General features: G+C 58.8%; 14 protein-coding genes and 6 pseudogenes. 13 read left to right on the top strand and 7 right to left on the bottom strand.

The genetic code is table 11. The features are described from left to right. Window positions 1–269 precede the first annotated feature (269 nt). Window positions 270–584 carry a YdhR family protein gene (locus ABH945_RS35085; protein WP_429253711.1) on the top strand — a complete coding sequence of 105 codons (315 nt, stop codon included), beginning with the start codon at window positions 270–272 and terminating at the stop codon, window positions 582–584. A 31-nt stretch (window positions 585–615) separates the two neighbouring features. After that, complete coding sequence (locus ABH945_RS35080; protein WP_074772919.1) at window positions 616–1,293, top strand: HAD family hydrolase; 678 nt, start codon at window positions 616–618, stop codon at window positions 1,291–1,293. Here the strand turns inward: ABH945_RS35080 and ABH945_RS35075 are convergent. Then, entirely contained in the window at window positions 1,283–2,428 is a 1,146-nt protein-coding gene (locus ABH945_RS35075; protein ID WP_429253716.1) for an MFS transporter, read from the bottom strand. The genes ABH945_RS35080 and ABH945_RS35075 overlap by 11 nt on opposite strands. Window positions 2,429–2,604: 176 nt before the next feature. Between ABH945_RS35075 and ABH945_RS35070 the strand changes: the two are divergent. Both ABH945_RS35070 and ABH945_RS35065 read left to right on the top strand, forming a co-directional pair. Next, a pseudogene (locus tag ABH945_RS35070) lies at window positions 2,605–3,249 on the top strand (LysR family transcriptional regulator); the annotation flags it as partial. 11 nt (window positions 3,250–3,260) lie between these two features. Beyond that, window positions 3,261–3,542, top strand: coding sequence for a LysR substrate-binding domain-containing protein (locus ABH945_RS35065; protein ID WP_429253710.1), 282 nt, complete (start codon window positions 3,261–3,263; stop codon window positions 3,540–3,542). Between the two features lie 16 nt (window positions 3,543–3,558). On the opposite strand, the gene ABH945_RS35060 is transcribed toward ABH945_RS35065, so the two are convergent. Further along, complete coding sequence (locus ABH945_RS35060; protein ID WP_429253715.1) at window positions 3,559–4,860, bottom strand: SGNH/GDSL hydrolase family protein; 1,302 nt, start codon at window positions 4,858–4,860, stop codon at window positions 3,559–3,561. Window positions 4,861–4,949: 89 nt separating this feature from the next. Between ABH945_RS35060 and ABH945_RS35055 the strand changes: the two genes are divergently transcribed. Then, complete coding sequence (locus ABH945_RS35055) at window positions 4,950–5,864, top strand: LysR family transcriptional regulator (protein WP_429253709.1); 915 nt, start codon at window positions 4,950–4,952, stop codon at window positions 5,862–5,864. An 824-nt stretch (window positions 5,865–6,688) separates the two neighbouring features. Beyond that, a complete protein-coding gene (locus ABH945_RS35050) occupies window positions 6,689–7,819 on the top strand; it encodes a GNAT family N-acetyltransferase (protein WP_429253708.1) in 1,131 nt (376 codons plus the stop codon). Window positions 7,820–8,784: 965 nt separating this feature from the next. Here ABH945_RS35050 and ABH945_RS35045 read toward each other — a convergent pair. After that, window positions 8,785–10,065: pseudogene (locus ABH945_RS35045) on the bottom strand (efflux RND transporter permease subunit); the annotation flags it as partial. Window positions 10,066–11,673: 1,608 nt separating this feature from the next. Here ABH945_RS35045 and ABH945_RS35040 point away from each other — a divergent pair. Beyond that, window positions 11,674–12,312: pseudogene (locus ABH945_RS35040) on the top strand (IS6 family transposase). Between the two features lie 96 nt (window positions 12,313–12,408). Here the strand turns inward: ABH945_RS35040 and cyoE are convergent. Beyond that, on the bottom strand, window positions 12,409–13,323 hold the full coding sequence (gene cyoE, locus ABH945_RS35035; RefSeq protein WP_074772937.1) for a heme o synthase: 915 nt from the start codon (window positions 13,321–13,323) through the stop codon (window positions 12,409–12,411). A 511-nt stretch (window positions 13,324–13,834) separates the two neighbouring features. On the opposite strand from cyoE, the gene cyoA reads away from it, so the two are divergent. Genes cyoA through cyoD form a run of 4 tightly spaced genes read left to right on the top strand, consistent with a single transcriptional unit; the run spans window position 13,835 to window position 17,655 of the window. Continuing rightward, window positions 13,835–14,722: a ubiquinol oxidase subunit II gene (gene cyoA / locus ABH945_RS35030; protein WP_429253707.1), complete on the top strand. Its 888-nt coding sequence runs from the start codon at window positions 13,835–13,837 to the stop codon at window positions 14,720–14,722. A gap of 3 nt (window positions 14,723–14,725) precedes the next feature. Continuing rightward, window positions 14,726–16,714: a cytochrome o ubiquinol oxidase subunit I gene (gene cyoB / locus ABH945_RS35025; protein WP_429253706.1), complete on the top strand. Its 1,989-nt coding sequence runs from the start codon at window positions 14,726–14,728 to the stop codon at window positions 16,712–16,714. Continuing rightward, window positions 16,714–17,322: a cytochrome o ubiquinol oxidase subunit III gene (gene cyoC / locus ABH945_RS35020; RefSeq protein WP_074772946.1), complete on the top strand. Its 609-nt coding sequence runs from the start codon at window positions 16,714–16,716 to the stop codon at window positions 17,320–17,322. Before cyoB ends, cyoC begins: the two co-directional genes overlap by 1 nt. After that, window positions 17,323–17,655, top strand: a complete 333-nt coding sequence (gene cyoD, locus ABH945_RS35015) for a cytochrome o ubiquinol oxidase subunit IV (protein ID WP_074772949.1) — start codon at window positions 17,323–17,325, stop codon at window positions 17,653–17,655. A 185-nt stretch (window positions 17,656–17,840) separates the two neighbouring features. On the opposite strand, the pseudogene ABH945_RS35010 reads toward cyoD, so the two are convergent. Then, window positions 17,841–18,203: pseudogene (locus tag ABH945_RS35010) on the bottom strand (integrase core domain-containing protein); the annotation flags it as partial. A gap of 641 nt (window positions 18,204–18,844) precedes the next feature. Here ABH945_RS35010 and ABH945_RS35005 point away from each other — a divergent pair. Beyond that, window positions 18,845–19,579 (top strand): metallophosphoesterase family protein, encoded by a 735-nt coding sequence (locus ABH945_RS35005; protein ID WP_429253705.1) that lies wholly within the window; start codon window positions 18,845–18,847, stop codon window positions 19,577–19,579. A gap of 304 nt (window positions 19,580–19,883) precedes the next feature. Continuing rightward, complete coding sequence (locus ABH945_RS35000; RefSeq protein WP_143026469.1) at window positions 19,884–20,294, top strand: RidA family protein; 411 nt, start codon at window positions 19,884–19,886, stop codon at window positions 20,292–20,294. A gap of 66 nt (window positions 20,295–20,360) precedes the next feature. Here ABH945_RS35000 and ABH945_RS34995 read toward each other — a convergent pair. After that, window positions 20,361–22,745 (bottom strand): annotated as a pseudogene (locus tag ABH945_RS34995) (acetamidase/formamidase family protein). 236 nt (window positions 22,746–22,981) lie between these two features. After that, window positions 22,982–24,217, bottom strand: a pseudogene (locus ABH945_RS34990) (acetamidase/formamidase family protein); the annotation flags it as partial. Between the last annotated feature and the right edge of the window lie 17 nt (window positions 24,218–24,234).

The following is a 24,234-nucleotide window of genomic DNA, read 5'->3' as shown; positions in this document are numbered from 1 at the left end:
TTGCGGTCATCGCCTTCAACGAATCGCTTCATGAGTTACCCGGTCTCAGTGCGTTGATTGAGTTTAGGCGATTGATGTGTTTTCACACAGGCTGGGTCGTGCGGCGCCCTCTGTCTGACGGCGCACTGGATCTCCCTCCAACTGGAAGGAGATCGTCATGGAAACGCAAATTCGTTTGAGCATCGCGGGAGTATTCACCGGCGTACATCCTGGATTGTAGACATGCGCAGCAGGATTTTCTGCGCCTTCACCTCGAAAGGAGTGTTCCGATGATCACGGTTATTACTTCGTTTCAGTTCCCTACGCCCATTACCCGGGATGAAGCACGAAGCCTCTTCCTCAAGGCAGCCCCGAAGTATCAGGATGTAACAGGTCTTTTGCGTAAGTACTATGTTATTTCGGAGGACGGAACCGCAGGTGGTGGCGTCTACCTATGGAACTCCCGAGCGGAAGCCGATGCGATGTATACGGAAAGCTGGAAGGCACGGGCGCGGGAAACGTATGGTGCCGATCCTTCGGTCTCTTATTTTGAAAGCCCCGTCGTGGTCGATAACGTTACGCACGAAATTCTGTCTGATGGGTAGCTGTTCAACCTAAAAAAACAGGAGCCTCTGAATGGAGAGCCAACAATTCAAAGCCGTCATGTTTGACTTCGATATGACGTTGGCCGACTCATCTGTGGGAATCGTGGAATGTACTCACTACGCGTTTCGAATGATGGGCGTCACGGAAGTCGAGCGTTCGAGTATCCACTCGGTCATTGGCCTATCCTTGCAGGGGATGTTTCAGACGTTGACAGCAAACGCAGAAATAGAGCGTGCTGAAGAATTTGCACGTCTATTTGTCAAGCGTGCCGATGAAGTCATGGTGCCATCGACAAAGATCTATCGTGAAGTTCCTGGACTGTTCGAGCAATTGCGGGGCCACGGCATAAAAGTAGCGATCGTGTCGAATAAATTCCGCTATCGCATCGAGTCGATCCTGGATGCCGCGCGGTTGCGGCCGCTTGTCGATGTGATCGTCGGGGGCGAGGACGTGCAGCGCCACAAACCACACCCCGACGCGATTGCCCTGGCATTGACCCATCTGCGCGTGCCAGCAGCATCGGCTATGTATGTTGGTGACCATTGCGTCGATGCCGATGCAGCGCGGGCCGCTGGAGTGAGTTTTATCGGCGTATTAAGCGGCCCGATGTCAGGTGAACAGTGGTCCGCGCGAGGCGAGCATTGCGTAAAGGAACATATCGGAGAAGTGGCCCAGTTGGTACGCCAATCAGGAGGTGTCAGGGTTTGAGTCGCTTGGGTCTCGCCACAAACCCGTGTGTCTTTGCGCTCCATGCAATCGCGAGGCCGAGCAGCAACACGCCGAACGTAACCCATGGAATCACGCTTATGCCAGCAGTGGCGAGTAATACCCCGCCGAGGGCACCGCTACCCGCGTAGCTCAGATTGAATACGGTAACGAGCATCGCTTGCGCGACATCGGCCGAATCCCCGGCTGCGTCGGCGAGTGCGGTCTGCAGCAGAGTCGGCTGGCCGCCGAAGCAAAATCCCCATGCGGCGACACCGAGGCTGATCGCGACGGCGGAATTTCCACAAAGGCCGAACGTAAATGCAACTGCGGCAAAAGTGCCGAGCCCGAGGAGCACCAGCGCGCGCAACCACCGGTCGACAAGCGCACCGACAACTCCGATACCGATCAAGGAGGCAACGCCGAAAAGCAGCAGCATCGTGTCGAGTCGGGCGCCCGGTAAGCGGGACGCGAGAAACGGCGCGATGTACGTGAAGAGGATGTAATGCGGCACTATCCACGTCATGAGCACGAACAGGACAGGACGCACGCCTGGGATGCCCAGCGTCCGGCGAAGCTGTAGAGGTTGCCGATAGTTCTGCCCGCTAAAATCAGGCAGAATCCGGCGCGACCACGCCATCAGCACGACACTCCCTGCGGTCATGCCAGCGAAGATGAAGCGCCAGCCAAGCAGCGGCCCGAGAAACGCACTCAGTGGCACACCCAACGAGAGCGCGACAGGTATTCCCATCATGGCAATCGCCAGCGCTCGCCCTTGTTGTTTCGGCGCGACCATGCGGCGCGCGTAGGTCGCGAGCAGACTCCATGCAAGACCGGTCGCAAGCCCGACGGCAAAGCGCACTACCAATGTCAGCGCGAACGAAGTCGATACAGCAGTGACTGCATTGCAAACGGAAAATCCAGCAAGCACGAGCATCAGCACGCGCCTCCGTGGCCAGCCGCGCAAAGCTGCACTGAGCGGGATCGCGGCGAGGCCGGAGCCGAGCGCACACGCCGTCACGAGCTGCCCAGCCCACGCCTCAGTTACGCCAAAACCCTCAGCAAGTTGCGGAAGTAAGCCGGCAGGCACGCTTTCGTTGGCCGTGGCAATAGCACTTGCTGCCGTTAATGCGAGCAAGCCAGCCAGAGGTAAGGCATCGGTGGGTTCGAGAGGCGCGCGGGCTACAGCAGGACGGGTATCGACAGGATTCACTATGACCTCAAAGAACGATCTCAGAGGCTCGTAGGATGCGGGAATCTGCTAGATTTGATAATTGGCCTTATTTTTGAAATATATTCAAATCCAGATTAAATATGGCAACGGATCGACTCGGTGACTTGCAGCTCTTTGTGGAAGCCTCGACGCTCGGCAGCCTTTCTGCCGCGGGGCGCAAGCTCGGCCTGTCGCCCGCTGCGGCAAGTGCGCGACTGGGCAAACTGGAAGCCGTGCTGCGGACCAGACTATTTGACCGCACAACGCGGCAATTGCGTCTAACCGACGAGGGCCGCGTCTACCTCCAGCATTGCCAGATCGCATTGCAGGCACTTGCCGATGCCGAAGTTGCACTCGAGATCGGTCGAACGTCCGTGCAGGGGAAACTGCGGATTTCGGCGTCTACTGACTTCGGGCGCAACCTGCTTGGCGACTGGCTGGATGAGTTCACGCGTACACATCCACAGGTCCGGATAGCACTGACCTTGACCGACTCCCTGTCCAACCTGGTTCAAGACGATATTGACCTGGCGATCCGCTTCGGCGTCCCGGACACGTCGTCCGGCCTGATCGCACGCCAGCTTGCGCCGAATTGGCGCGTCCTGTGCGCATCGCCAGACTACCTTGCGCGCAACGGTGAGCCGGGCACACCCGACGATCTTGCGGGGCACGAATCATCGTGCTCGTCACCAACAATGGGCCACTCAACGAGTTTCATTTCGCGCGCGGCGAGCAGCGGTGGACATATTCGGTCGCAATGGACCGCGCCTGGGAAACCAACGATGGCGCGCTTGTACGTCGCTGGGCGCTGGCCGGGCACGGGATTACGCGCAAGACGATTTGGGACGCTGCTGCCGACTTGCGCGACGGATCGCTCAAGGTTCTACTGCCCAACTTTATTCTTCCCGAACAGGGCGTCTATGCGGTTCTACATCGTACGCGGTACACGGTGCCCCGAGTGCGGCTGTTGATCGACTTCCTGGTTGAGCGATTTGCGCACGCCGCTGACGAACTTGCGGAACGCTTTAGCACGGCTTAAGTCCGCAGCGGGCGACTCATCGTGGCACCAAAGCGCCCAAATCGACAAACTCAGCCATCTTCCGGTTGCCTGCATCGCCGGGATGCAGGTGGTCGCCGGAATCGTAACGCTCGGCCAGTCGCGCCGGATGAACGGGATCGCGCAACGCCGCATCAAAATCGATCACCGCATCGAATACTCCGCTATGGCGAATCCAGTCGTTTACGCGCTGGCGTAGTGCGTCCTTATCGGTGTCGTAGTAGTTGTCCAGCGGGGTGCCAGGCAGTGCTCCTTCGAACGGTGTGAGCGTTGCGCCGATCACACGAAGGCCACGTCGATGCGCCTGCTCAATCAACTGGCGATACCCCGCGGTCAGATCATCCAGCGCAGGCCGGCGGGCCGTGCGCGCGAACGCGGTGCCAGGCCACGCAATATCGTTGATTCCCAACATGACGATGACACTGCTGGCCCCAGGTTGCGTCAGGACGTCCCGGTTCAGCCGCGCCAGAGCGTTGACGCCCATACCGTCGGAAAGCAGGCGAGCACCGGAGATGCCGGCGTTGACAACAGCGACACCGTAGGGCGCCAGACGAGCGGCAAGGAAATCTGGCCAGCGACTATCCTGGTTCAGGCTAGCCGCTGCGCCGTCCGTAATCGAATCGCCGATCACAATCACGGCCCGCGCAGCACTTTCCGTCTCGACGTCGATTCCCGTCAGTAGTGGCCGAGCCGTGGTGCTCTGCATAACTCCGCCTGTCTTCGTCAGCGCCAAGGCTGAACTCTGATCTCCCGGCACGATCAAGGCGGTCTGCCGGCCGTCCCAGTGGAACGTAGTCATCGGGGTTGTATCCGGGAAATAGAGGCTCACCATCACCTGCGCCAACGCTGACACTGGCAGCGCCACCGGATCGCTGACTAACGACGCGCCTGGCGCAATGCTCGCCGTCTCCCGGCCGCCGAACGTCACCGTCCGCACGCTGCCGTCCGTTACTGCATCCTGCTTCCCGGCCCACGCAACCGTGGCCCGACCGACGGCCACCGGCTGACTGCCATAGGCGTTGCTGAGCACGATGCGCAAGCGTTGACCGCCCACGCTGATGCGAGCCACCTGGCGCAAAGTCTGATCCCGCAATACCTCCGGGATATTGGTAGGAAACAGGAAGTCCGATCCCCAGACAGGCTGCGGGCTGGCTTGCCAGGTCGCAACCCAAGTCGATGGTTGCGCCACCGCAGGGGCGGTGATCGTGGCACAGCCCGTTGCCAGTGCGACGACCAGCGCAGCCGAAGCCTTGGCGGGCGATTTTATGAGTATCGTCATGTCAGTGAATTCAATAGCCATGTGTCGGTTAATGATGAATTCAAAGAACAGACTGGCATAGACTAGCGAGAGGACAAGGATCTGTGAATTCAATTCACTGAGGGAATGCAATGGCTCGTCTGGAAATCAACCGATCTGGCGAACTGGAAGTGTTCGTACGGGTCATCGAATCGGGAGGCTTCTCCGCCGCCGCACGGGCTTGCGGGATGACGCCTTCCGCGGTCAGCAAACTAATCGCGCGTCTGGAGCAACGCCTGGGCACGCGCCTCGTGAACCGCTCCACCCGCCAGTTGCAACTGACGCCCGAGGGCTGCGCATTCTATGAACGCGGCGTGCGTATCCTGTCCGATCTGGAAGAAGCCGAGCGCTGTGCGAGCGATCACACTGCCCCTCACGGCCGCCTGCGCGTGAATGCCAATGTGCCTTTCGGCCATCACTTCCTGTTGCCGCTGACGCCAAAATTCCTGGAGTTGCATCCCGACGTGACGCTCGACATCGTGCTGACCGACGAAGTGATCGACATCATCGAGCAGCGTACCGATGTCGCCGTTCGCGCCGGTCCGCTCAAGAGTTCGAACCTCGTCGCGCGCAAGCTGGGCGGCACTCGCATGCTGATCGTCGGTGCACCGGGCTACTTCGAGCGTCACGGTATGCCTGTTACACCGGAACAATTGCTCGCGCACAATCGCCTTGGCGCAAACTATGTGCGAGCCAGTTCGGGATGGCCGCTGAGGCATGAGGGAAAGGACATCCAGGTGCCCGTGTCCGGTAACGCGCACGCCAGTGATGGCGAAGCTTTACGTCGGCTGGCTCTGGCTGGTCTGGGCCTGGCTCGTGTGGCGGCGTTTCAGGTACAGCGCGATATTACTGACGGCTCGCTGCTGCCGGTTCTTGAAGACTGCAATCCTGGCGACGTTGAGGATATTCATGCGGTCTATGTCGGCCAGGGTGGCTATATGCCGTTGCGCGTGCGTGCGTTTCTGGATTTTCTCGTGGAACACGTGGACACCAATGCGGGTTTGTAGGCTCTGCAGTCATTCGCTCGATGCCGATGCACGGTCGACGGTTTCGCAATCAGATCGGCATCGCCCAGATCCCCTATTCGGATTGCCAGGTCGAAGCCTTCGTCGGTCGGGGCCGACATCGCGATTGCTCAACTCCAGCTCGATGCGCACGAGGGGGATAGATCAATCGGCCAGTTCCAGCCGTTCGCCCAATTACTCAAGCGGACGCTCAAACGTCAGATCCGCTCAGATAGCAGACGTCTGTCCCTCAATTATGCTCGTTGCGGTTTCGGCCTTTTGGCCACCGGTGGACCCAATTCGTGGCTCTTGTCCACATGCATCAATAGCCTGTTATCTGGTTTTAATTGCTGTGTGCGTTTTCGCACAAAGCACGAAAGTCCGCACTGGAATGAAGCCTTTCACCTGCCTTAACATTCCACCCACTCAGAATTCAAATGTTTTTGACCAAATGGGCCGCTCTTTACTACCCGAAGCCGCGCGCTTGCTACCGATGACGATTTTGATGCAGCTTACCTACCTGCGGCGTACCGGAGGAACGTATGGATGAACCGAGTTCACGTCTTGACATAATCAGTGACCTTGTCGAATTTCGTGCTCTGTGGCCGGAATGGAACGGACTCTGGCCAAGAGCGGAAGGCCGCCACCATCAAGCTTTCGCGGGAGCCGATAGAGGAGTCTCATCATGCCGCCCCAGAACAGGTTGCTGAAACTCGGCAGTCCAACTTTGACCTCCTTGTCGATCTAGGTAACAAGACGGTCAAGACGGTTGAGGGCGCAGAGAAACCAGCCGCATTAAAGATGCAGGCGGGCAAAGAGAGGGCACTATGAGCGACAGTGATATTCGGCTGGATATCATCCGAGATGAAGCGGCCTTCACTGCACTCAGGGCTGAGTGGGAATCATTGTGGCTGAAAGCGAATGGGCGGTATTTTCAGCGCTACGATGTTTCTCTGCTAGCTTGGCTTCATGTGGCTAAGCCTCGCGAACGCGCTCTACACTGCATAGTGATGCATGAGAACGGTGAACTGTGCCTTGTGTGGCCTCTAGTTACGCATCGTCGCGCACTTTGGAGATACCTCGTCCCGCTAGGTTCAGATTCTGCTGAATACACTGGCCCGTTGATGGAAGACCGCCGCGATGCTTCAATGCTAGTAGAACGCGCTTGGAAAGCTGCACGCGCGGGGTGTCAAGCAGATTTAATACGCCTACCGTACATGAACGAAGAATCTGCAATTCATCGTCTTGTGCAACGGGAGAAACATATTCTTGGTGCACAAAAGGATGTTTGCTGGATCGCGAATTTACATGAATACAGCGATTGGGCTTCCTATACCAAGTCGTTGGGCCCGTTGTTCAACAAAAGGCCCGGTCAATTAGAGCGACGCCTCGCTAAAGAGGGCAAACTTGAAGTTTTAATGATCGACCCAAAGGATCGTAAAGGAATTGCTGAAGTTATTCACTGGATGCTTGCAGTCAAACGTGAATGGGCCGAGAAAGTTAATAAGAAAGGCGCTTGGCTTTTCTCAGAGAATTATGAGAATTTCCTAGTAGCCACTCTCACATTTGGGGGGGATAGTGCGCCCGCACGCATTCACGTGGTGAAGTTTAATGATGTCGTGATCTCCGCTTGCATGATGAGCCACGGCAATCCACTTGCTACCGGTGTTATATCCGGATTCGACGCGAAGTATAGTCAATACAAGCCCGGTTCAATTGCATGGGAAGCCGCCATCAAATGGGCGTTTGAACACGGGTACGACGTCGACTTCTGCCCGGGGTCGGAAAAATATAAGAACTACTGGACACGTGGCAACCGCAGCTATACTTGGTCCATGGATATCGCCAACAACACATGGGGCATTTTGGGCTATAGGGCCGCGAGCACTGCAAAAGCCTTGATCGCGGCGGTTAAAGGTTTGAAGCCAAGTTCCAAGGAGGCGACTGCAGAAAGTTGACGCATTGGGCCTTCACGGCCCGATCCGGTCAGCGAATAGATGTAAGGCATTGCTCGCTGTGCGGATTTCGCTGCCTTCGGTGGCCCAGGCAAGCTTGGTCGCGCTGTACCGCGCGTCGATGTCGATTTTTGCACCTGCGAGTATTGGTTCAGGAAATATAATTAGCATTCCTGTTTTCAGTGGAAATGCGCCGCGGGTTGTCGGAAGCGCGGTAATACCGTCCTGGGTTCGAACGATTCGGCCCATCGCCGGAAACGGCGTCTCAGCGAACAGTTACCGCGAGCGGCACTGAGAACCTCCAGGAGCGGTCGTTCGTAGAATGCCTCGCGTGCAGGATTGTTCCATTGCCCGGCCCGGCGACATATCGAAACGGACGTTATCCATCTCTCGGAATTCCTTGGCTCATCTAGCCGACACCTTCGATCCGCACGTTCGCGTGGTTTGCACAAAATGACCATCGTCGACCAAAGCTTCTACTATCGATACGACCGCAATTCCTCGCCTGCCCTGACACCGCTGACATCGAAATCGCGTTTGAGCAGCAAGGCTTCTGGATCATTAAACGCCCTGAAGACGGACAACAATCGCGGATGATCACTCGGATTCGTTGGGTGAAGCAAAAAGATCTTGGGTCTTGGGGGCAGACCCAGATAGACCCGGTGACAGGGGGAGGAGATTCCACCGGGAAAAAGACGATCATCTGCTGTACTACGGCCCGGACAGAGGGCCTTCATGTTTCGAGCCTTACATAGCTCGACCCGTCACCGATTGCACGATGTCGCGATTGCGCTGTTCAAGTGCCTCACCGCTATCCGCGGGAAGGCGATTGCTAAAGCTCGCCGAATCACCGCTCAATGACGCTGGCGAGTGAACGCCGGCGCATGCCGCACAAGCGACGGATATGACCAGAGTGAAAAGCGCCTTCAGAAAGCCTGCCGCATGACTGTGTTTCATTTCAAATATCCTCATCCGGAGATGGTGGTGAGACGATGCGCTTGTGCGAGCGAGGGCGACGCCTCGCGCGGAGTTGGCTTTATCCGATACCAGATGGCGTACAGAGCAGGCAGGAACAGCAGCGTAATCACCGTGCCAACAGCAGTCCCTCCGATCAATGTGAAAGCCATCGATCCCCAGAACACCGAAAAGGTCAACGGAATGAACGCCAGCACTGCCGCCATCGCGGTTAGCACGACGGGCCGCGCTCGCTGAACGGTTGCTTCGACTACCGCATGAAAAGGATCGAGACCGGCTTCTTCGTTGGTATGGATCTGCCCGATCAGGATCAGCGTGTTGCGCATCAGGATGCCCGACAATCCGATGAGTCCCAGAATCGCGTTGAAGCCAAACGGCTGATGAAACAGCAGCAAGGTCGGCACAGTGCCGATGATTCCCAATGGAGCGGTGAGAAACACCATTGCCATCGCGGAGAACGAACGCACCTGGATGATGATGACCGCGAGCGTCAGCAAGATCATCACCGGAAAGATGGGCGCGAGTGCGGCATTCGCCTTGCCAGCTTCTTCAATGGAACCCGCCGTCTCGATACGGTAGCCAGGCGGCAAGGACGCAATGAGCGGCGCAATCGACCGTTCTATTTCATGGGAGACATCTGGCGGCTGAAGCGATTCGTCGATATCGCCTCTTACGGTGATCGTGGGCGTTCGATCTCTGCGCTTCAGAATGGGATCCTCGTAGCGCGTTTCCATATGACCGATCTGGGAGAGCGGGATAAGGTGTCTGTCATTGCCGGTCAGGTTCAGATCGCCCACGCGAGATGGATCGAGGCGTTCAGGACCGGCGCTGCGCGCAACGACGTCGACGGTGCGAATGTCCTCGCGGAACTGGGTCACGGGAATCCCCGTCAGCAGAAACTGCAGTTGCTGCGCGGCATCGGCGGAGGTAAGGCCGATGGCACGGAGGCGGTCTTGATCGAGTACGAAATGAATGGTCGGTGCGCGTTCACTCCAGTCCTCGTTGACCTGGCGCATGTGCGGATTGGCGCGCATGATCCCGGCCACCTGTTTGGCGATGACACCCACCTGGTCGACGTCGGGTCCCATTACCCGGAACGCAACGGGGAAAGGCGAATAAGGACCGAACACCAGTTGAGTCGCCCGGACTCGTGCCTCCGGAACAAGCCCGTTCGCAACGGATCCGCGCAAGCGCACCTTGAGGTTGTCACGCGCTCCCTCATCGGGCGTCAGAACGACGATCTTCGCAAAAGAGAGTTCGCGGATCTCGACGCCATTCCGATGGAGGTGCGGGTGAACGGCGAGACCTTTTTCCCCATCCCGAGGTTTTCTCTGTGCGGGTCGTCAGGCGGCTTCGAGACTCTGGCGCCGATGGCGCCAATAGGCAGTTTCCAGAATTTTTAAGATGGATGCGGACCTGCAATTACGCTCGGCGATAGCACTTGCTCGTGACGGTGTTCGAATGACTCGCTCAGTCCGTCATCGGCCCCTACGACCGTGGTCGAACAACTGGCGGTAACGGGTCGATATGACTCATTCGCCACGTGCATAAGCGGCCATCCGTTACCACGAAGGCGATCGGAAGAGGTCGACCACTCGGCTTATGACAGATGTGAGAGAGGAGCGGTGATAATCGGCCATTATCGCTGCCCCGGTATTGCGCGCGACTGTTTCGATTTTCTCAACAGGCATCGCTGATATCGGATTTCAGCGCGCGGCCGTGGGACATCACATTTTTCTCTCCAAGCCGTCGGGCCGCGTGACTCTGTATTCGTCTGGCGTGAGATTGACCGGCGATTCGATTACTTCTCACGCTATGTAGGTGGTTCGATTCCGCCTCGCCGCGGTAGTAACGTCGCCAGGGCGGTTCAGCGCATCCTTTGGCGAAACCGGAAGTCCTTCATCATCGCTGATCCAGCCATTTGGGAAGTGAAACCATGCGACAATCTTTCCGGAATCGGCGAGCGGAGCGAGCTCAGCAAGAATCTCGCGAACGACGAGTAGCCGGCTCACAACACGAATCGAATTGATAAGCCGGGAAGTACTCGTGGTTGTTTATTTTTGCACTGTAGATGCAGCCGTCATGCTTCTAGTCGCTTACTTGCTGCGAAGTGTCGGAAGATGAGTGTTTCCGTTTCTCATTTATCTGCTCGGCGGTCAGCAATTCAGGGTGACCGGGCTCTGCAAGCCACGTTTTCAAAATGGGCGGCGTCATTCCACGGAGCCTTACGCTGGAGGTGTAGTGCGTTCGACTTGGTCAGGAACGCCTCGCGGAGCGGCAATAATGCCGGGATTCACCGGGATTCCTTGCGATGCGAAAAGGAGAGACCTCACCGCTGCCGGTCCAGACAGGGTCCGGCTGATGTCGTATGAAAATCGCTGCCAGGTCTTCACGGAAGCTTCCCGGTGACGTCTTACGATTGACAGGTGAATGCGTGCGACGCAGATTAATTTTTGCATACGCTAACAAAAAAGGTAGGGGCTATTTTTTCAGCAACATCGCGCACAAGTTTCATTTCCCCGTACGACTCGGTCGAAGTTCAATTTCCGTTGAACCAAGTGATAAGAGGTGTCGAATTATCGGAAAATCTCGCTGCATGATCGCTTCCACATGTGGTTTGAGCAAAAATAACAGCTATATTGCCAAGAATACTTATCCTAATAGCGCGGAATTTTGAGAACTTGCGATGGATTTTCGTGCGCTCACGCAAGTAAAGTTGCGTCTAAACGGCAAGCAAAGTTGTGTCGATCGGTTCAGGATTATCTTTATAGTCGTATGGTGAGTCGTGTTTTCACGGCAAACCCGATCGCGCGGACGACAGGGTTTGCCATCGGGTTCCGGCTAGGTATCGTCGCTGCCAGTGCGTTCTATCTCCGCTCGATGTGATCCTGACTTGCGTGCGCTGATAGTTTACCTATCTGCTGAGCCTGCATGATCTGAAGGAGATGATGGCGAAGCGCGAGGTTTCGGTCGATCATTCGACCGCCCACCGCTGGCCATCAAGCTGCTGCCGGTACTGGAGAAAGCGTTTCGCCTACGCAAACGACTGGTTGGCAAGAACTGGCGCATGGACGAGACGTACATCCGCGTCAAGGGGGAATGGCCGCATCTTTTCCGTGTCGTCGACAAGGACGGTAATACCGTGACTTTCTGCTGCGCGCCCATCGGGACAGGCCTGCGACCCGGCGTTACTTTGAGAAGGCGATCACTCATAATCGAGTGTCCGAAACGGTAACCATCGACAAAAGCGGTGCCAATCTCGCGGCTCCCGAAGCAATCAGTGCCGATCGTGAAGCCCATCAATGTCCGCCCGTCAGATATCTCAACAACGTAGTCGAACAGGACCATCGGGCAATCAAGCGACGCACGCGGCCCATGTTGGGCTTCAAGAGGTTCCGCTGTGCGCGGATCTTGCTGGTCCGCATCGAACTGATGCATATGATCGCCAGAGGGCAGATGCAGTGCGCCCCCGAAAAAACCGCTCGTCCGCCGCCGATCAATTCTATTACCTTGCAGCATAAGCAATACTTCGCATATCAATATCGAGTGCCCCTTGAGCCTTACTACGGCAAAGCTCTTTTGCGTCCGCACTACGGGTGCGATCGCGCTTACTCCGCCTACACCAGCCAGTCTGCGATCCTGATTCGCGCGTAGTGGTCGACCAGCAGCGCGGCAAACAGCAGCGCGAGGTAGATGATCGAATGCTGGAACGCCTTGCGCGCGAACGCATCGGAATAGCGCGTGTAGAGCTTCCACGCATAGCCGACGAACACCGCGCCGAGCGACACCGCGACTACCAGATACAGCACGTCGCTCATCCCCGAGATGAACGGCAGCAGCGTAACGGGGAACAGCACGATTGAATACAGCAGAATGTGCAGACGCGTGTACGCCTCGCCGTGCGTATTCGGCAGCATCGGCAGCCCGGATTTCGCGTATTCCTTGCGCCGGTACAGCGCCAGCGCCCAGAAATGCGGGGGCGTCCACACGAAAATGATCAGCACGAGGATCCACGCGTCGCCGGGCACGTGACCGGTGACGGCGGCCCAGCCGAGCGCCGGCGGCATCGCGCCCGAGGCGCCGCCTATCACGATGTTCTGCGGCGTCGCCGGTTTCAGGAAGATCGTGTAGATCACCGCATAGCCGATGAAGGTGGCAAGCGTGAGCCACATCGTCAATGCATTGGTGAACGTGCAGAGGGTCCAGACACCGAGCGCGCCAAGCACGAACGCGAACGTCAGGATGCGCAGCCGCGAGATTTCGCCGCGCGCCGAGGGACGCCGTGCGGTGCGCGCCATCTTCGCGTCGATCTTCTGTTCGATCAGGCAGTTCAGCGCGAATGCCGCGGCCGACAGCAGCCAGATGCCTACGGTGCCACCGAGCAGAACTGGCCATGGCACCAAGCCGGGCGTCGCGAGGAACATGCCGATCACAGCGCAGAACACCGCGAGGCAGGTGACACGCGGCTTGGTCAGCGCGACGTATTGGGACAGTGGCGTGCCGCTGCGGGCATCGAGCGTGGTGGTGTTCATGGATCGCCAACGCAGCGAGCCGCCGCCGTGGTCCCGCAGGAGTTTCTCCGCAGCGCCGCGCGGAGCGGCAGCGCGGCCCGAACGGGCGCCGCAATCGGAGCGGACATCTGGATGGATCGACGGTCGATGCCCGGTCGCGTTCTCGTTGTAAATGAAATGCGCACGATACTGCCGTAACGCCCTACAACGAAAGAGCCATTTTCGCGAGAGTTTGCGCCTGCGCAAACGAAGCGCACGCATTGTTTCCCTGACACTGCGAAACAGTATTTAACTGTTGTTCCTGTGCGTCGCCACTTCTCCATATCGCTGTCCGGCTCGGCCCGCTCTGGGCCTTGCTGATTTCCTGAGCATTTATCAAGTGTGCTGCGGCGCAATGTCGCAGCCGATTCGCTTGACCCTGATTCCTTGATTATCCGCAAAGTCGATTCCTTAGCCGAGCCCCTAAGATTCGGTCGTTGTTGGGGTTTGACCACCTGATCTAAAGAAGGAGAGCGATGTGGAGGCCAGGGAAATGAAGAAGCGGATCCTTCATAGGGCATCGAGCCTGATTCGCTTCGCACCGTTGATGATGTTATCGGGGTGCAAGCTGGAACTGCTCGATCCGAAGGGCAGTATAGGCATGGCCGAGAAGCAGTTGATCGCAACGTCCACGTGGGCGATGCTGATCGTGGTGATTCCGGTGATCCTGCTCACGTTGCTGTTTGCGTGGCGTTACCGGGCGAGCAATACAGAGGCCGAGTACCGGCCTAAATGGGCGCACTCGACCCTCATCGAAGTGGTGATCTGGACGATTCCGAGCCTGATCATTCTGTTCCTCGCGATTCTGACGTGGAAAACGACACACGAGCTGGATCCGTACAAGCCGCTCGCATCCGAAGTGAAACCGATCAACGTCGAGGTCGTGGCGCTCGATTGGAAATGGCTGTTCATTTACCCGGACCTGGGCATTGCGACCGTCAACCAGCTCGCGTTCCCGGTCGACACGCCGGTCAATTTCACGATCACGTCGGACTCTGTGATGAATTCGTTCTTCATTCCGCAACTCGGCACGCAGGTCTACGCGATGGCAGGGATGCAAACGCGTCTGCATCTGGACGCAAACGAGCCCGGCGACTTTGCCGGCATGTCGGCGAATTTCAGCGGCAAGGGCTTTTCCGACATGAAGTTCCGCGCGCTGGCGAAGTCACCGGCCGATTTCGCCGCCTGGGTAGCGCAGGTTCGCGCATCGAAGGACAACCTCGACATGAATCGCTATAGCGTCGTGTCGGAGCCGGAAGAGAAGGCGACGGTCGGCTATTTCTCGTCGGTCGACCCGAAGCTGTTTCATAACATCATCGCTCGCTACAACAATGGCCACGTCATGGATCCCAAAGACGCCATTTGCGCAGTGAAGGGGTAAGGTATGTTCGGAAAACTTTCACTCGACTCGATTCCGTATCACGAGCCGATCATCATGATCACGGCGGCAGTGATCGCCGTGGTCGGCTTGTCGGTACTGGGTCTGATTACCTATTTCGGCAAATGGCGTTACCTGTGGACCGAATGGCTCACATCAGTCGATCACAAGCGCATCGGCGTCATGTACATCGTGGTGGCGCTCATCATGCTGGTGCGCGGGTTCGCCGACGCGGTGATGATGCGCACGCAGCTCGCGCTGGCGATGGACTCGCCCGGCTATCTGCCGCCGCATCACTATGACCAGATCTTCACGGCGCACGGCGTCATCATGATCTTCTTCATGGCGATGGCGTTCATGGTCGGTCTGTTCAATCTGATAGTGCCGTTGCAGATCGGCACGCGCGACGTCGCATTCCCGTTCCTCAATTCTTTGAGTTTCTGGATGACGGCGATCAGCGCGGTCCTGATCAACATCTCGCTTGTGATCGGCGAATTCGCGCAGGTCGGCTGGCTCGCGTATCCGCCGCTGTCGGAGTTGCAGTTCAGTCCGGGCGTCGGCATGGACTACTACCTGTGGAGTCTGCAGCTCTCGGGGGTCGGCACGCTGCTCACCGGCATCAACTTCTTCGTCACCATCGTCAAGCTGCGCGCGCCGGGCATGACGTGGATGAAGCTACCCGTGTTCACGTGGACCGCGCTGTGCTCGAACGTGCTGATCATGGCCACGTTCCCGATCCTCGCGCTGACGCTGGCGCTGCTCGGTCTCGACCGTTACCTCGGCATGCACTTCTTCACGAATGACGCTGGCGGCAACGCGATGCTGTACCTGAACCTGATCTGGGCCTGGGGCCACCCCGAGGTGTACATCCTCGTGCTGCCCGCGTTCGGCATCTATTCGGAAGTGGTAGCGACGTTCGCGAAGAAGCCGTTGTTCGGCTACAAGACGATGGTCTATGCGTCGTGCGCGATCATGGTTCTGTCGCTGCTGGTCTGGCTGCACCACTTCTTCACGATGGGCTCGGGCGCCGACGTCAATGCGTTCTTCGGTATAGCGACGATGGTGATCGCCATCCCGACTGGTGTGAAGGTGTTCAACTGGCTGTTCACGATCTACAAGGGCCGTCTGCAATTCACCGCGCCTGTCTTGTGGACGATCGGCTTCATGGTCACCTTCGTGATCGGCGGCATGACCGGCGTGATGATGGCGATTCCCGGTGCGGACTTCGTACTGCACAACTCGCTGTTCCTCGTTGCTCACTTCCATAACGTGATCATCGGCGGCGTGGTGTTCGGTTATCTGGCCGGTTTCGTCTTCTGGTTCCCGAAAGTATTCGGTTTCAAGCTCAACGAAAAGCTCGGCAAGCGTGCGTTCTGGTTCTGGTTCGTCGGCTTCTACTTTGCGTTCATGCCGCTGTATGTGCTGGGCTTCATGGGGGCGACGCGTCGTCTGAATCACTATGACAATCCCGCATGGCAGCCCTTCATGATCGTCGCCGCGCTCGGTGCCGCGCTGATCGCAATCGGCGTCGCGTTCCAGGTGCTGCAACTGATCGTTAGTATCCGCGATCGCAACAAGCCGGGAAATCGCGACTTCAGCGGCGATCCGTGGGACGGCCGCACCCTCGAATGGGCGACAAGCTCGCCGCCGCCGCCGTACAACTTCGCGATCATTCCGCAGGTGCATACACTCGACGCGTTCGCCGACATGAAGGAGCGCGGCACGCATCGGCAGAAGGCGTCGGTGTACCGCGACATCCATATGCCGTCGAATACCAGCGCGGGCTTCTTTATTGCAGTGTTCAGCCTGGTGCTCGGGTTCGCAGCGGTGTGGCATATCTGGTGGCTCGCGATCGTCGGCATTGTAGGGGTATTCGCGACGCTGATCGGGTATAGCTTCCGCGAGAACGACGGCTACTACATTTCGGCCGATGAGGTCCGGCAGATCGAAGAGCGGCATGCCGCACGCACCGAGACCGAACTGGAGAACGCGTGATGCTACAAACTACTTTAGTTGCCGATCCGCATCATCATGACGCGGACCACGTCCCCTCGCAGTCGGTGTTCGGTTTCTGGGTCTACCTGATGACCGATTGCATTGTGTTCGCGTCGCTGTTCGCGGTGTTCGCGGTGATGAGCCATCAGTTTGCGGGCGGTCCCACCGGGAAGGATCTGTTCGATATCCCCGGCGTCGCGCTCGAAACCGCGGCGCTGCTGTTGAGCAGCATCACGTATGGCTTTGCGATGCTCGGCGCGCACAAGGGCAAGAAGGGCGCGTTGCTCGGTTGGCTGCTCGTGACGTTCCTGCTGGGAGCGTCGTTTCTCGTGATGGAACTGCGCGAGTTCGCGCATCTGATCGGAGAAGGCGCGGGCCCTGGCCGCAGTGCATTTCTGTCGTCGTTCTTTACGCTGGTCGCGACACACGGGCTGCACGTGACTTTCGGCCTGATCTGGATGGTGGTGTTGGCCGTGCAGGCCATCCGCGCGCCGGCGCTCGGCGAGCGCGAGCTGCGACGTCTAACCTGCCTGAGCATGTTCTGGCATTTTCTGGACGTCATCTGGATCTGCGTGTTCACCTTTGTCTATCTTGCGAGTGTGATCTAAATGGCACAACACCTTGCTTCTCATGCAGGCGAGAGCCACGGCAGTGTCGGCAGCTATATCGTCGGTTTCGTGCTGTCGGTGATCCTGACGGCCGCCGCGTTCGTCCTCGCGACGAACGGCGTGCTGACTGGCAATCATGCGCTGCTCGCGATCGCCGGCCTCGCGCTCGTTCAGATCGTCGTACACCTGGTGTTCTTCCTGCACATGAATAGTTCGTCCGCACAGCGATGGAACGTTACGGCATTCGGCTTTACGGTATTGACTGCGGTGATTCTGATCGGCGGGACGCTGTGGGTGATGCATAACGTCGCGATGAACATGATGTCGCGCTAATCGCAAGGGGGTTCTCCGCTAGAAGTGGCCCCCGTTTTCCTTGGCCGGGATGAACTGATCCCGCAAAGTTGGACAGCTTGGGGGCGGCTAGGCCGTTTGGGGCTGATTCGCTTCAGTTTCCCAAGCCTATTGCAATGTTAGTGTCGTGTCCTTCATGAGCCTTCGGTTATAGACCGAAGGCTGTGCTACCGGGCGAATTCGCCCGGTGTCAGGTCATTGAGTGCGATGTGAGGCCGGCTTTCATTGCAGTTCCGCCGTCATGCGTCGATCTTGCGTTTCGCCTCCGTCAGAGACTCGAGCCAGTGTTCAGGCATTCGTCGCGCAACGAGAGATTGAACAGTTGGATCAAGCTGTTGTCGGTGGGCTTGCCAGGACGGCTGAAGTCGGTCTGTACCTTGTAGTGGTACGCCTACAAGTCCCAGCAGACGGCCAGAGAACTGGCTGACTTTATCGGCGGACAGGCACCGTGCCGCCTGACGTTGCGCGACCAGCCGGTTCGATACAGCCACAACATTCTCTGCGAGCGACTGCGGTCCGACTTCGGTGGCGGGTTGGTCCCAAGCTGTGCCTCAATTTCGACGGTGTCCTTCGTTTGGAGGGGGCGTGGCATTTCCCCTGGTCTTCATGCGAGTCGATTGCGCGAGGAGCTACGTCGTTCGGTATCGGCAGTCGCGCGGGCGTGTGATGCATCTCGTCCCACGCTAATGCAGTGGGAAAAAGGGACGTTCCCAAAGGCGCTAACTGTTGAGTGTCTACGAGCTTGGGAGCGCGCGCTTCTGCTCACGTCGGATCACCTGCTGACTCCTTTGGCCGCGCATCCTCGGGTGTGTGATGGCAGATGGTGCGCGGTCGTCGAGGCCGATACGCTTGAAGCGGCGATCTATCGCGTAGCGGAATGCCTTGGCGACCTGCGGACGTAACTTGATCAGACTGAAGCAAACGCTGGATGCGAGAGCCGCTCGGGATGGCGAACTGCTTGCGCACCGATACGGCATCGGCGTGCATTGCTGACAACGGCGACTATCCTTCTCTATGACGACGGGTCGCGTGCGGAAGTTCGCAAGGCAACTCGATCCATACGGCATCAAGCGGAGCGGATTTCCGGGTTCGGCCAGTTCCAGCCAGTCGACACGTCATCCTGAATCGCCGACAATGCATTGATCACGGACTCAATGAATCGTTCAGCCCTATGAAAATCGCAGCCCTTTCCGACATTCACGGCAACCTGGCGGCATTAGATGCTGTGTTGGATGACGCCCATCGGGAGGGAGCTGACGTGATCGTCAATCTCGGCGATATTTTTTCCGGCGCCCTCTATCCATGTCAAACGGCCGATCGGTTGAAGCTTCTTGGGCTGCCCACGATCAGGGGGAACCATGAAAGACAACTCCTTTCCAGCGATCCGTCTCGAATGGGCTTGTCGGACAGCTTTGCCCGCCGCTCTCTGCGGGACGATCAACTGGCCTGGATACGCGACTTGCCCACAACACTGAAACTTGGCGACGACGTGTTGCTTGTGCACGGCACGCCGGAAAGCGATTTGAGCTACTTCCTCGATACTGTGACAGAAAACGGTTGCCGGGTGGCAACGGTAGATGAGGTCGAAAGCCGCGCTGGCGACACCAACGCAACACTGATTCTCTGTGGGCACACGCATCTGCAAAGATCGATGAGACTCGATGACGGGCGCCTGATCGTAAATCCCGGCAGCGTTGGGCTGCAAGCGTACGAGGACAGTCTCCCGTTTCCACATCGTATGGAGATGGGGTCCCCACACGCTCGTTATGCCCTCGTCACGAGGAAGGGGCCGGGATGGGACGTCGTGTTTCGTGCCGTCGAATATGACTGGAATGAGGCTGCGAATGTAGCCGCACTGAACGGGCGGCCTGATTGGGAAACTGCCCTTCGAACTGGATATTGTTGAAGCTTTCGCGCGGTTTCAGTGTGGGATGTCCGTTTTCGGCAAAGGCCACCGTCGCTAGTGGGTCGATATGGAGCATTCGCCAACGGCCCAGACTCGGCCAGGAGCCGGGCGTTGGATGCGACGGGACGGGCTGCTCCCCAATCCGATCAAATGGCGCTCGGCTATGAAGCGCACGTGGGCCCTCGTGATAAATTGGATGACGGGTAGTCTGTAATCGCCGAGAGCTTATACAACCGTTCATCCTCTCGACGGAATTGGCATAGAGCTTGCAAAGGGTAGACCTCTTCCCCTCTGGAGCTTGTCGATGTCCAATTCATCTATTGCTTTTCACATGATCGCCGGTGGTCCCACGCCGGTTGCACCGTTCAGCCACGCGACGGAAGCCGACGGTTTTGTGTTCGTGACGGGGCAGATGCCCGACAGTCCCGGCGCGCCGGGCGTGTTGCCCGAAGGGATCGAAGCCCAGACGGCCAATGTCATGGCCAACCTGCAGACCGTTCTCGCGGGACTCGGCCTCGATTTCGGCGACGTCTTGGTCGCGCGGGCTTATCTCACGCGTTTCAGCGAAGACTATGCCGCCTTCAATGCGGCATATCAACGCTATTTCGCGCCGGGCCGACTGCCCGCGCGTACCTGCGTCGGCGTAACCGGCCTGGCTTACGACGCTCTCGTCGAAATCGACTTTATCGCCCGCCGTCGTGTGGACGCCACTTGAGTTGATCGCATTGCGAGGATAGGGCTAGCGGCAATCTGGATATCGCAATTGCGGGTCGCGCGGGTGCTATTCGAAAAGCTCCTTGCGCACGATTGCATGCACTCCCCAGTTGCCGTCCACCACCTGCGTGACGCCGAAGTCGATGGCCACCGAAATCAGCGAGATCGCTTCGTCTTCGGTAAGGCCTTTGGTGGTCATCAGAAAGCGGCGCGTCTTGATGAACGCGTCGCGCATCGCCTGATCGAGCGTCGACTTTTCGTAGACCTTGCTTTGGGCCTGCGCCCCGAACTCCGCGAGGTAGTTCTCGTGGCTGAATCCGTGCAGCACCCACTCGTCGGCCGTTTCGACAAGCGGGAAGGAGAGATCTGCATACGGCTTACCTTCGAGTGCATCCTTTTTGTGGAGAATCAGCTGGAAGTCGCCAGTCAACGAACATTCGATGGCTGTTCCACACAACTCCGAATCGCCTTGCGACGCGTGCGGATCGCCGACCGATAGCAGCGCGCCCGCCACGCCCACCGGCAGAAACACGCTTGCCCCGCGCGCGACGCGCCAGTTGTCCAGGTTGCCGCCGAACGCCGATGGCGGAATCGAATCGATCAGTCCATTCTGCTGCGGCGCGACCGCGATCAGCCCGAAATGCGGGCGCACTGGGATGCGCACGTCCTTCAGAATGCCGAACTGTTTGTTCACCGTCGCGTGGTCGACGGGCACGCCCGGGTAGTCGATCGTCTCGTGCACGACACCGAACGGATCGCGCTGCGGCACCCAGCGGTAGTTATAGACCGCACGTGCGAAAGTGCGTGAACGGTCCTCCTCGTCGAGTTCGTAGATCGTGACGACCTCACGAGGCTTCGGTTCCGTCAACAGTTCCCGATAGTGAAAGCCCCACCACGCTGCGGCGTTGCTACCGAACACCTTGCCCGCGAAATGTGGATTCGCACAGCGCCGCGGATACACGTCGAGAATGCGGACTTCGAGCACATCGCCCGGTTCTGCGCCCCGCACGGCTATCGGGCCGGTGCAGATATGCACGCCGAAACCTTCGCCCGCGCCGCGTCCGTAGATCGATGCGTCGATCGGACCGGCACCGCGACGATTGACATTCTTGCGATCGGCGGTCCAGTGAAAGACGCTCTCCGCACCCGGATCGCCGGCAATCATCCGCGACCAGTCGTCCGCTGCATGTTGCGTGAGCGTTTCGATCGTCACCGTGTCACCGCTTTCAACTTCGAGCACGGGTTTCAGATCGTGCGAAAAGTAGCCCCAGTGCACGGTATTCGCGTTGACGCGTAGCAGGTGATGACGTGGCCGTCCACGCGCCGATTCGCTGCGCGTGCGGGGTCGCGCAGCGTCGGGCGCACCGGTTTCGTCGTCCGCATACGGCGCGCCGGACGTCACCGCTTTGGGCAGGACCTCCGCGCTACGCGCATGAGGCGTCAGCAAGCTTTGCGCGTTGAGCGGCGATCCACGCGATACCTTGCGGACGAGATTGCGCGCGAGTTCGAGGCTTGCTTCATGGCGGAACGCGCGCGGTGTCATCTGATACTGCTCGCGGAATGCACGGCTGAAATGCGCGGGATCGTTGAACCCCCAGCGAAAGCAGATGTTGGAGATCGACATCTTTTCGTACAGCGGATCCACCAGTTCCGCCCGGCAGCGCTCGAGTCGTCGCAGCCGGATATAGGAAGAAAAGTTTTACCCCACGGTCTCGAACAGTTTCTGCAGGTAGCGCACGGACACGCGCTCTTCGCGCGCGATCGTCGCCAGGCTGAGATCGGATGCGCCGAGACGCGAATCGATCTGTCGACAGACGCGTACGAAGATTGCCGATTGCGCGGGCGTCAGCGCACGCAAACTTTCATCGCCCTGATGCGAAGAATGACTCGCCAGCAGAAACTCCGCGAGCGCGAGTTCGAGCGGACGCAATTCGCTCATGGAAAGCGTATCTAAACTCCCGGCGATCGATGTGAGAAAGCCAGCGAAGACATGCCCGATCCCGCTGTCGCCCGCGATGCGTCCGAATCGCACCGATGCGGGCGCGAGCAGGCGAGCGCCGGCCGCCGCACGCGGCACCCGCACGACGAACGCGCGAAAATCTGTCTCGAAGCTGACCGACACACGTTCGCGCGACGGCAGATAGACGAGATCGTGAACCGCAAGCGACAGCGTGCCGCGATCCGTCTGCAACCCAGCTACGCCTTCGAGATTGAGCATCACAAAGAGACTGTCGCATGCATGCGCGTTCAGTTCGATGGTTTGCGCAATGGACGTCACGAGCGTGAACTCGTAGCCGCCAATCGAAGTCTGCGTTTTCAGCGTGCCACGCAGACCATGCCGGTTGCGCGTCGTCGCCGCTGTCGCGAGGCCAAGACGCGCCAACGCTTCGCGCCACGCGCGATGCTGTTCGGCTTCTGGATACGACTCGGTCGTAAAGCGTGGCTGGTCCAACCCGGTCCCCGTGATATCGCACGCGCCTGTGCGCATGCGTTCTGTATCGTCGGGGTAAGCTCAAAGCAAGCTTTGCGCCACCATCGCGTCATTGCATTCGTATTCGTGTGGCGGCGCATCTCGCACTGCACACCGGAAGGTGGGTGACGGCCCTGCACGTTGTCGAGGCGCGCGCGCACCATCGCGGCGCGCTGCGGCTGCGCCGCGTGTTGCGTGCCGCACAACGTACACGGCGCTTATCCGCCGAACATCGCCTTGCGGATCGATCCATGCACGCCCCAGTTGCCGTCCACGACCTGCGTCACGCCGAAGTCCGCGGCGACCGACATGAGTGCAATCGCCTCGTCTTCGCTCAATTTGTGGACCGTCATCAGGAAGCGGCGCAGCTTGCGAAAGGCGTCGCGCATTGCCTTGTCGAGACTGGCATGCTGCGCGACCTCGAGTTGTGCGTTCGGTCCCAGCTCGGCGAGGTAGTTGGGGAACGTGAAGCCGTACATCGACCATTGCTCGTCGGTTTCGAGCATTGGATGCGTGAGACCTTCCAGAATCGTGCCGCCCAGATCGGCGGCTTTGTGCAGAACGAACTCGAAATCGCCGGTCAGCGAGGTTTCGATCGCCGTGCCGCCCAGTTCGCTGTCGCCTTGAGCAGCGTGCGGATCGCCGACTGAGAAATACGCGCCTGCCACGGCCACCGGGTAATACATGCGCGCGCCCTTGCCGACGCGCCAGTCGTCGATATTGCCGCCCGTGTAGCTTGGCGGAATCGAGCTGACGAACTCGGACTCGGCCGGCGCGACGCCCATCGTGCCAAAGTGCAGGCGCGCGGGCACCTTCACGTTGGGCAAGACCGATTCGCGCTTTTTCACGAGCGTATGGTCGACGCGCACGCCAGGATAGTCGATCGTCGGATGCACGACGCCATCCGGATCGGTCTGCGGCGTCCAGACATAGTTGTACACCGCGCGCGCATACGGCTCGCCGCTGGTGTCCAGTTCGAAAATAGTCACGACTTCGCGCGGCTTCGGTTCCTCGATCAGATCGTGATACTGGAAGCCCCACGATGCAGCCACATTCGAGCCGAAGCAGCGGCCACGGTAGCACGCGTTGCAACTCGGACGGGGGCGTACGTCGAGAATCCGCACTTCGAGCACGTCTCCTGGTTCGGCGCCTTCGATCGCGACCGGCCCGGTCAGCAGATGCACGCCCACGCCTTCGCCCGAGCCGAGCTTGAACGGACCGGTGTCCGGTCCCGCGCCACGGCGGGGCACCGCCTTATGTTCGCGGGTCCAATGGAACACACTTTCCGCGCCGGGGTCGCCTGCGATCATCCGCTCGTGGTCGTCGTTCGCGTGATGCGTGAGCGTTTCGATGGTTGCGCGATCGCCCGAGCGCAGCGTCAGCGCCGGGACAACGGCCTTGCTGAAATAGCCCCAGTGCACCGTATCCGGCGACACGGCAAGCGTGTGATGCTTCATGTGATGTGCACCTT

This window comes from Paraburkholderia sp. GAS333, from assembly GCF_050435665.1.
GTDB classification, from domain to species: Bacteria; Pseudomonadota; Gammaproteobacteria; order Burkholderiales; family Burkholderiaceae; genus Paraburkholderia; species Paraburkholderia fungorum_A.
This window is presented reverse-complemented; position numbering and strand designations above follow the sequence as displayed.

What these genes read in the sequence shown, in the direction of transcription:
- cyoD (WP_074772949.1), top strand. Translation starts at nt 17,323, where the DNA reads ATGGCACAACACCTTGCTTCTCATGCAGGCGAGAGCCACGGCAGTGTC.
- ABH945_RS35085 (WP_429253711.1), top strand. Translation starts at nt 270, where the DNA reads ATGATCACGGTTATTACTTCGTTTCAGTTCCCTACGCCCATTACCCGG.
- ABH945_RS35065 (WP_429253710.1), top strand. Translation starts at nt 3,261, where the DNA reads ATGGACCGCGCCTGGGAAACCAACGATGGCGCGCTTGTACGTCGCTGG.
- cyoA (WP_429253707.1), top strand. Translation starts at nt 13,835, where the DNA reads ATGAAGAAGCGGATCCTTCATAGGGCATCGAGCCTGATTCGCTTCGCA.
- ABH945_RS35000 (WP_143026469.1), top strand. Translation starts at nt 19,884, where the DNA reads ATGTCCAATTCATCTATTGCTTTTCACATGATCGCCGGTGGTCCCACG.
- ABH945_RS35060 (WP_429253715.1), bottom strand. Translation starts at nt 4,860, where the DNA reads ATGGCTATTGAATTCACTGACATGACGATACTCATAAAATCGCCCGCC.
- cyoC (WP_074772946.1), top strand. Translation starts at nt 16,714, where the DNA reads ATGCTACAAACTACTTTAGTTGCCGATCCGCATCATCATGACGCGGAC.
- ABH945_RS35080 (WP_074772919.1), top strand. Translation starts at nt 616, where the DNA reads ATGGAGAGCCAACAATTCAAAGCCGTCATGTTTGACTTCGATATGACG.
- ABH945_RS35005 (WP_429253705.1), top strand. Translation starts at nt 18,845, where the DNA reads ATGAAAATCGCAGCCCTTTCCGACATTCACGGCAACCTGGCGGCATTA.
- ABH945_RS35055 (WP_429253709.1), top strand. Translation starts at nt 4,950, where the DNA reads ATGGCTCGTCTGGAAATCAACCGATCTGGCGAACTGGAAGTGTTCGTA.
- ABH945_RS35050 (WP_429253708.1), top strand. Translation starts at nt 6,689, where the DNA reads ATGAGCGACAGTGATATTCGGCTGGATATCATCCGAGATGAAGCGGCC.
- cyoB (WP_429253706.1), top strand. Translation starts at nt 14,726, where the DNA reads ATGTTCGGAAAACTTTCACTCGACTCGATTCCGTATCACGAGCCGATC.
- cyoE (WP_074772937.1), bottom strand. Translation starts at nt 13,323, where the DNA reads ATGAACACCACCACGCTCGATGCCCGCAGCGGCACGCCACTGTCCCAA.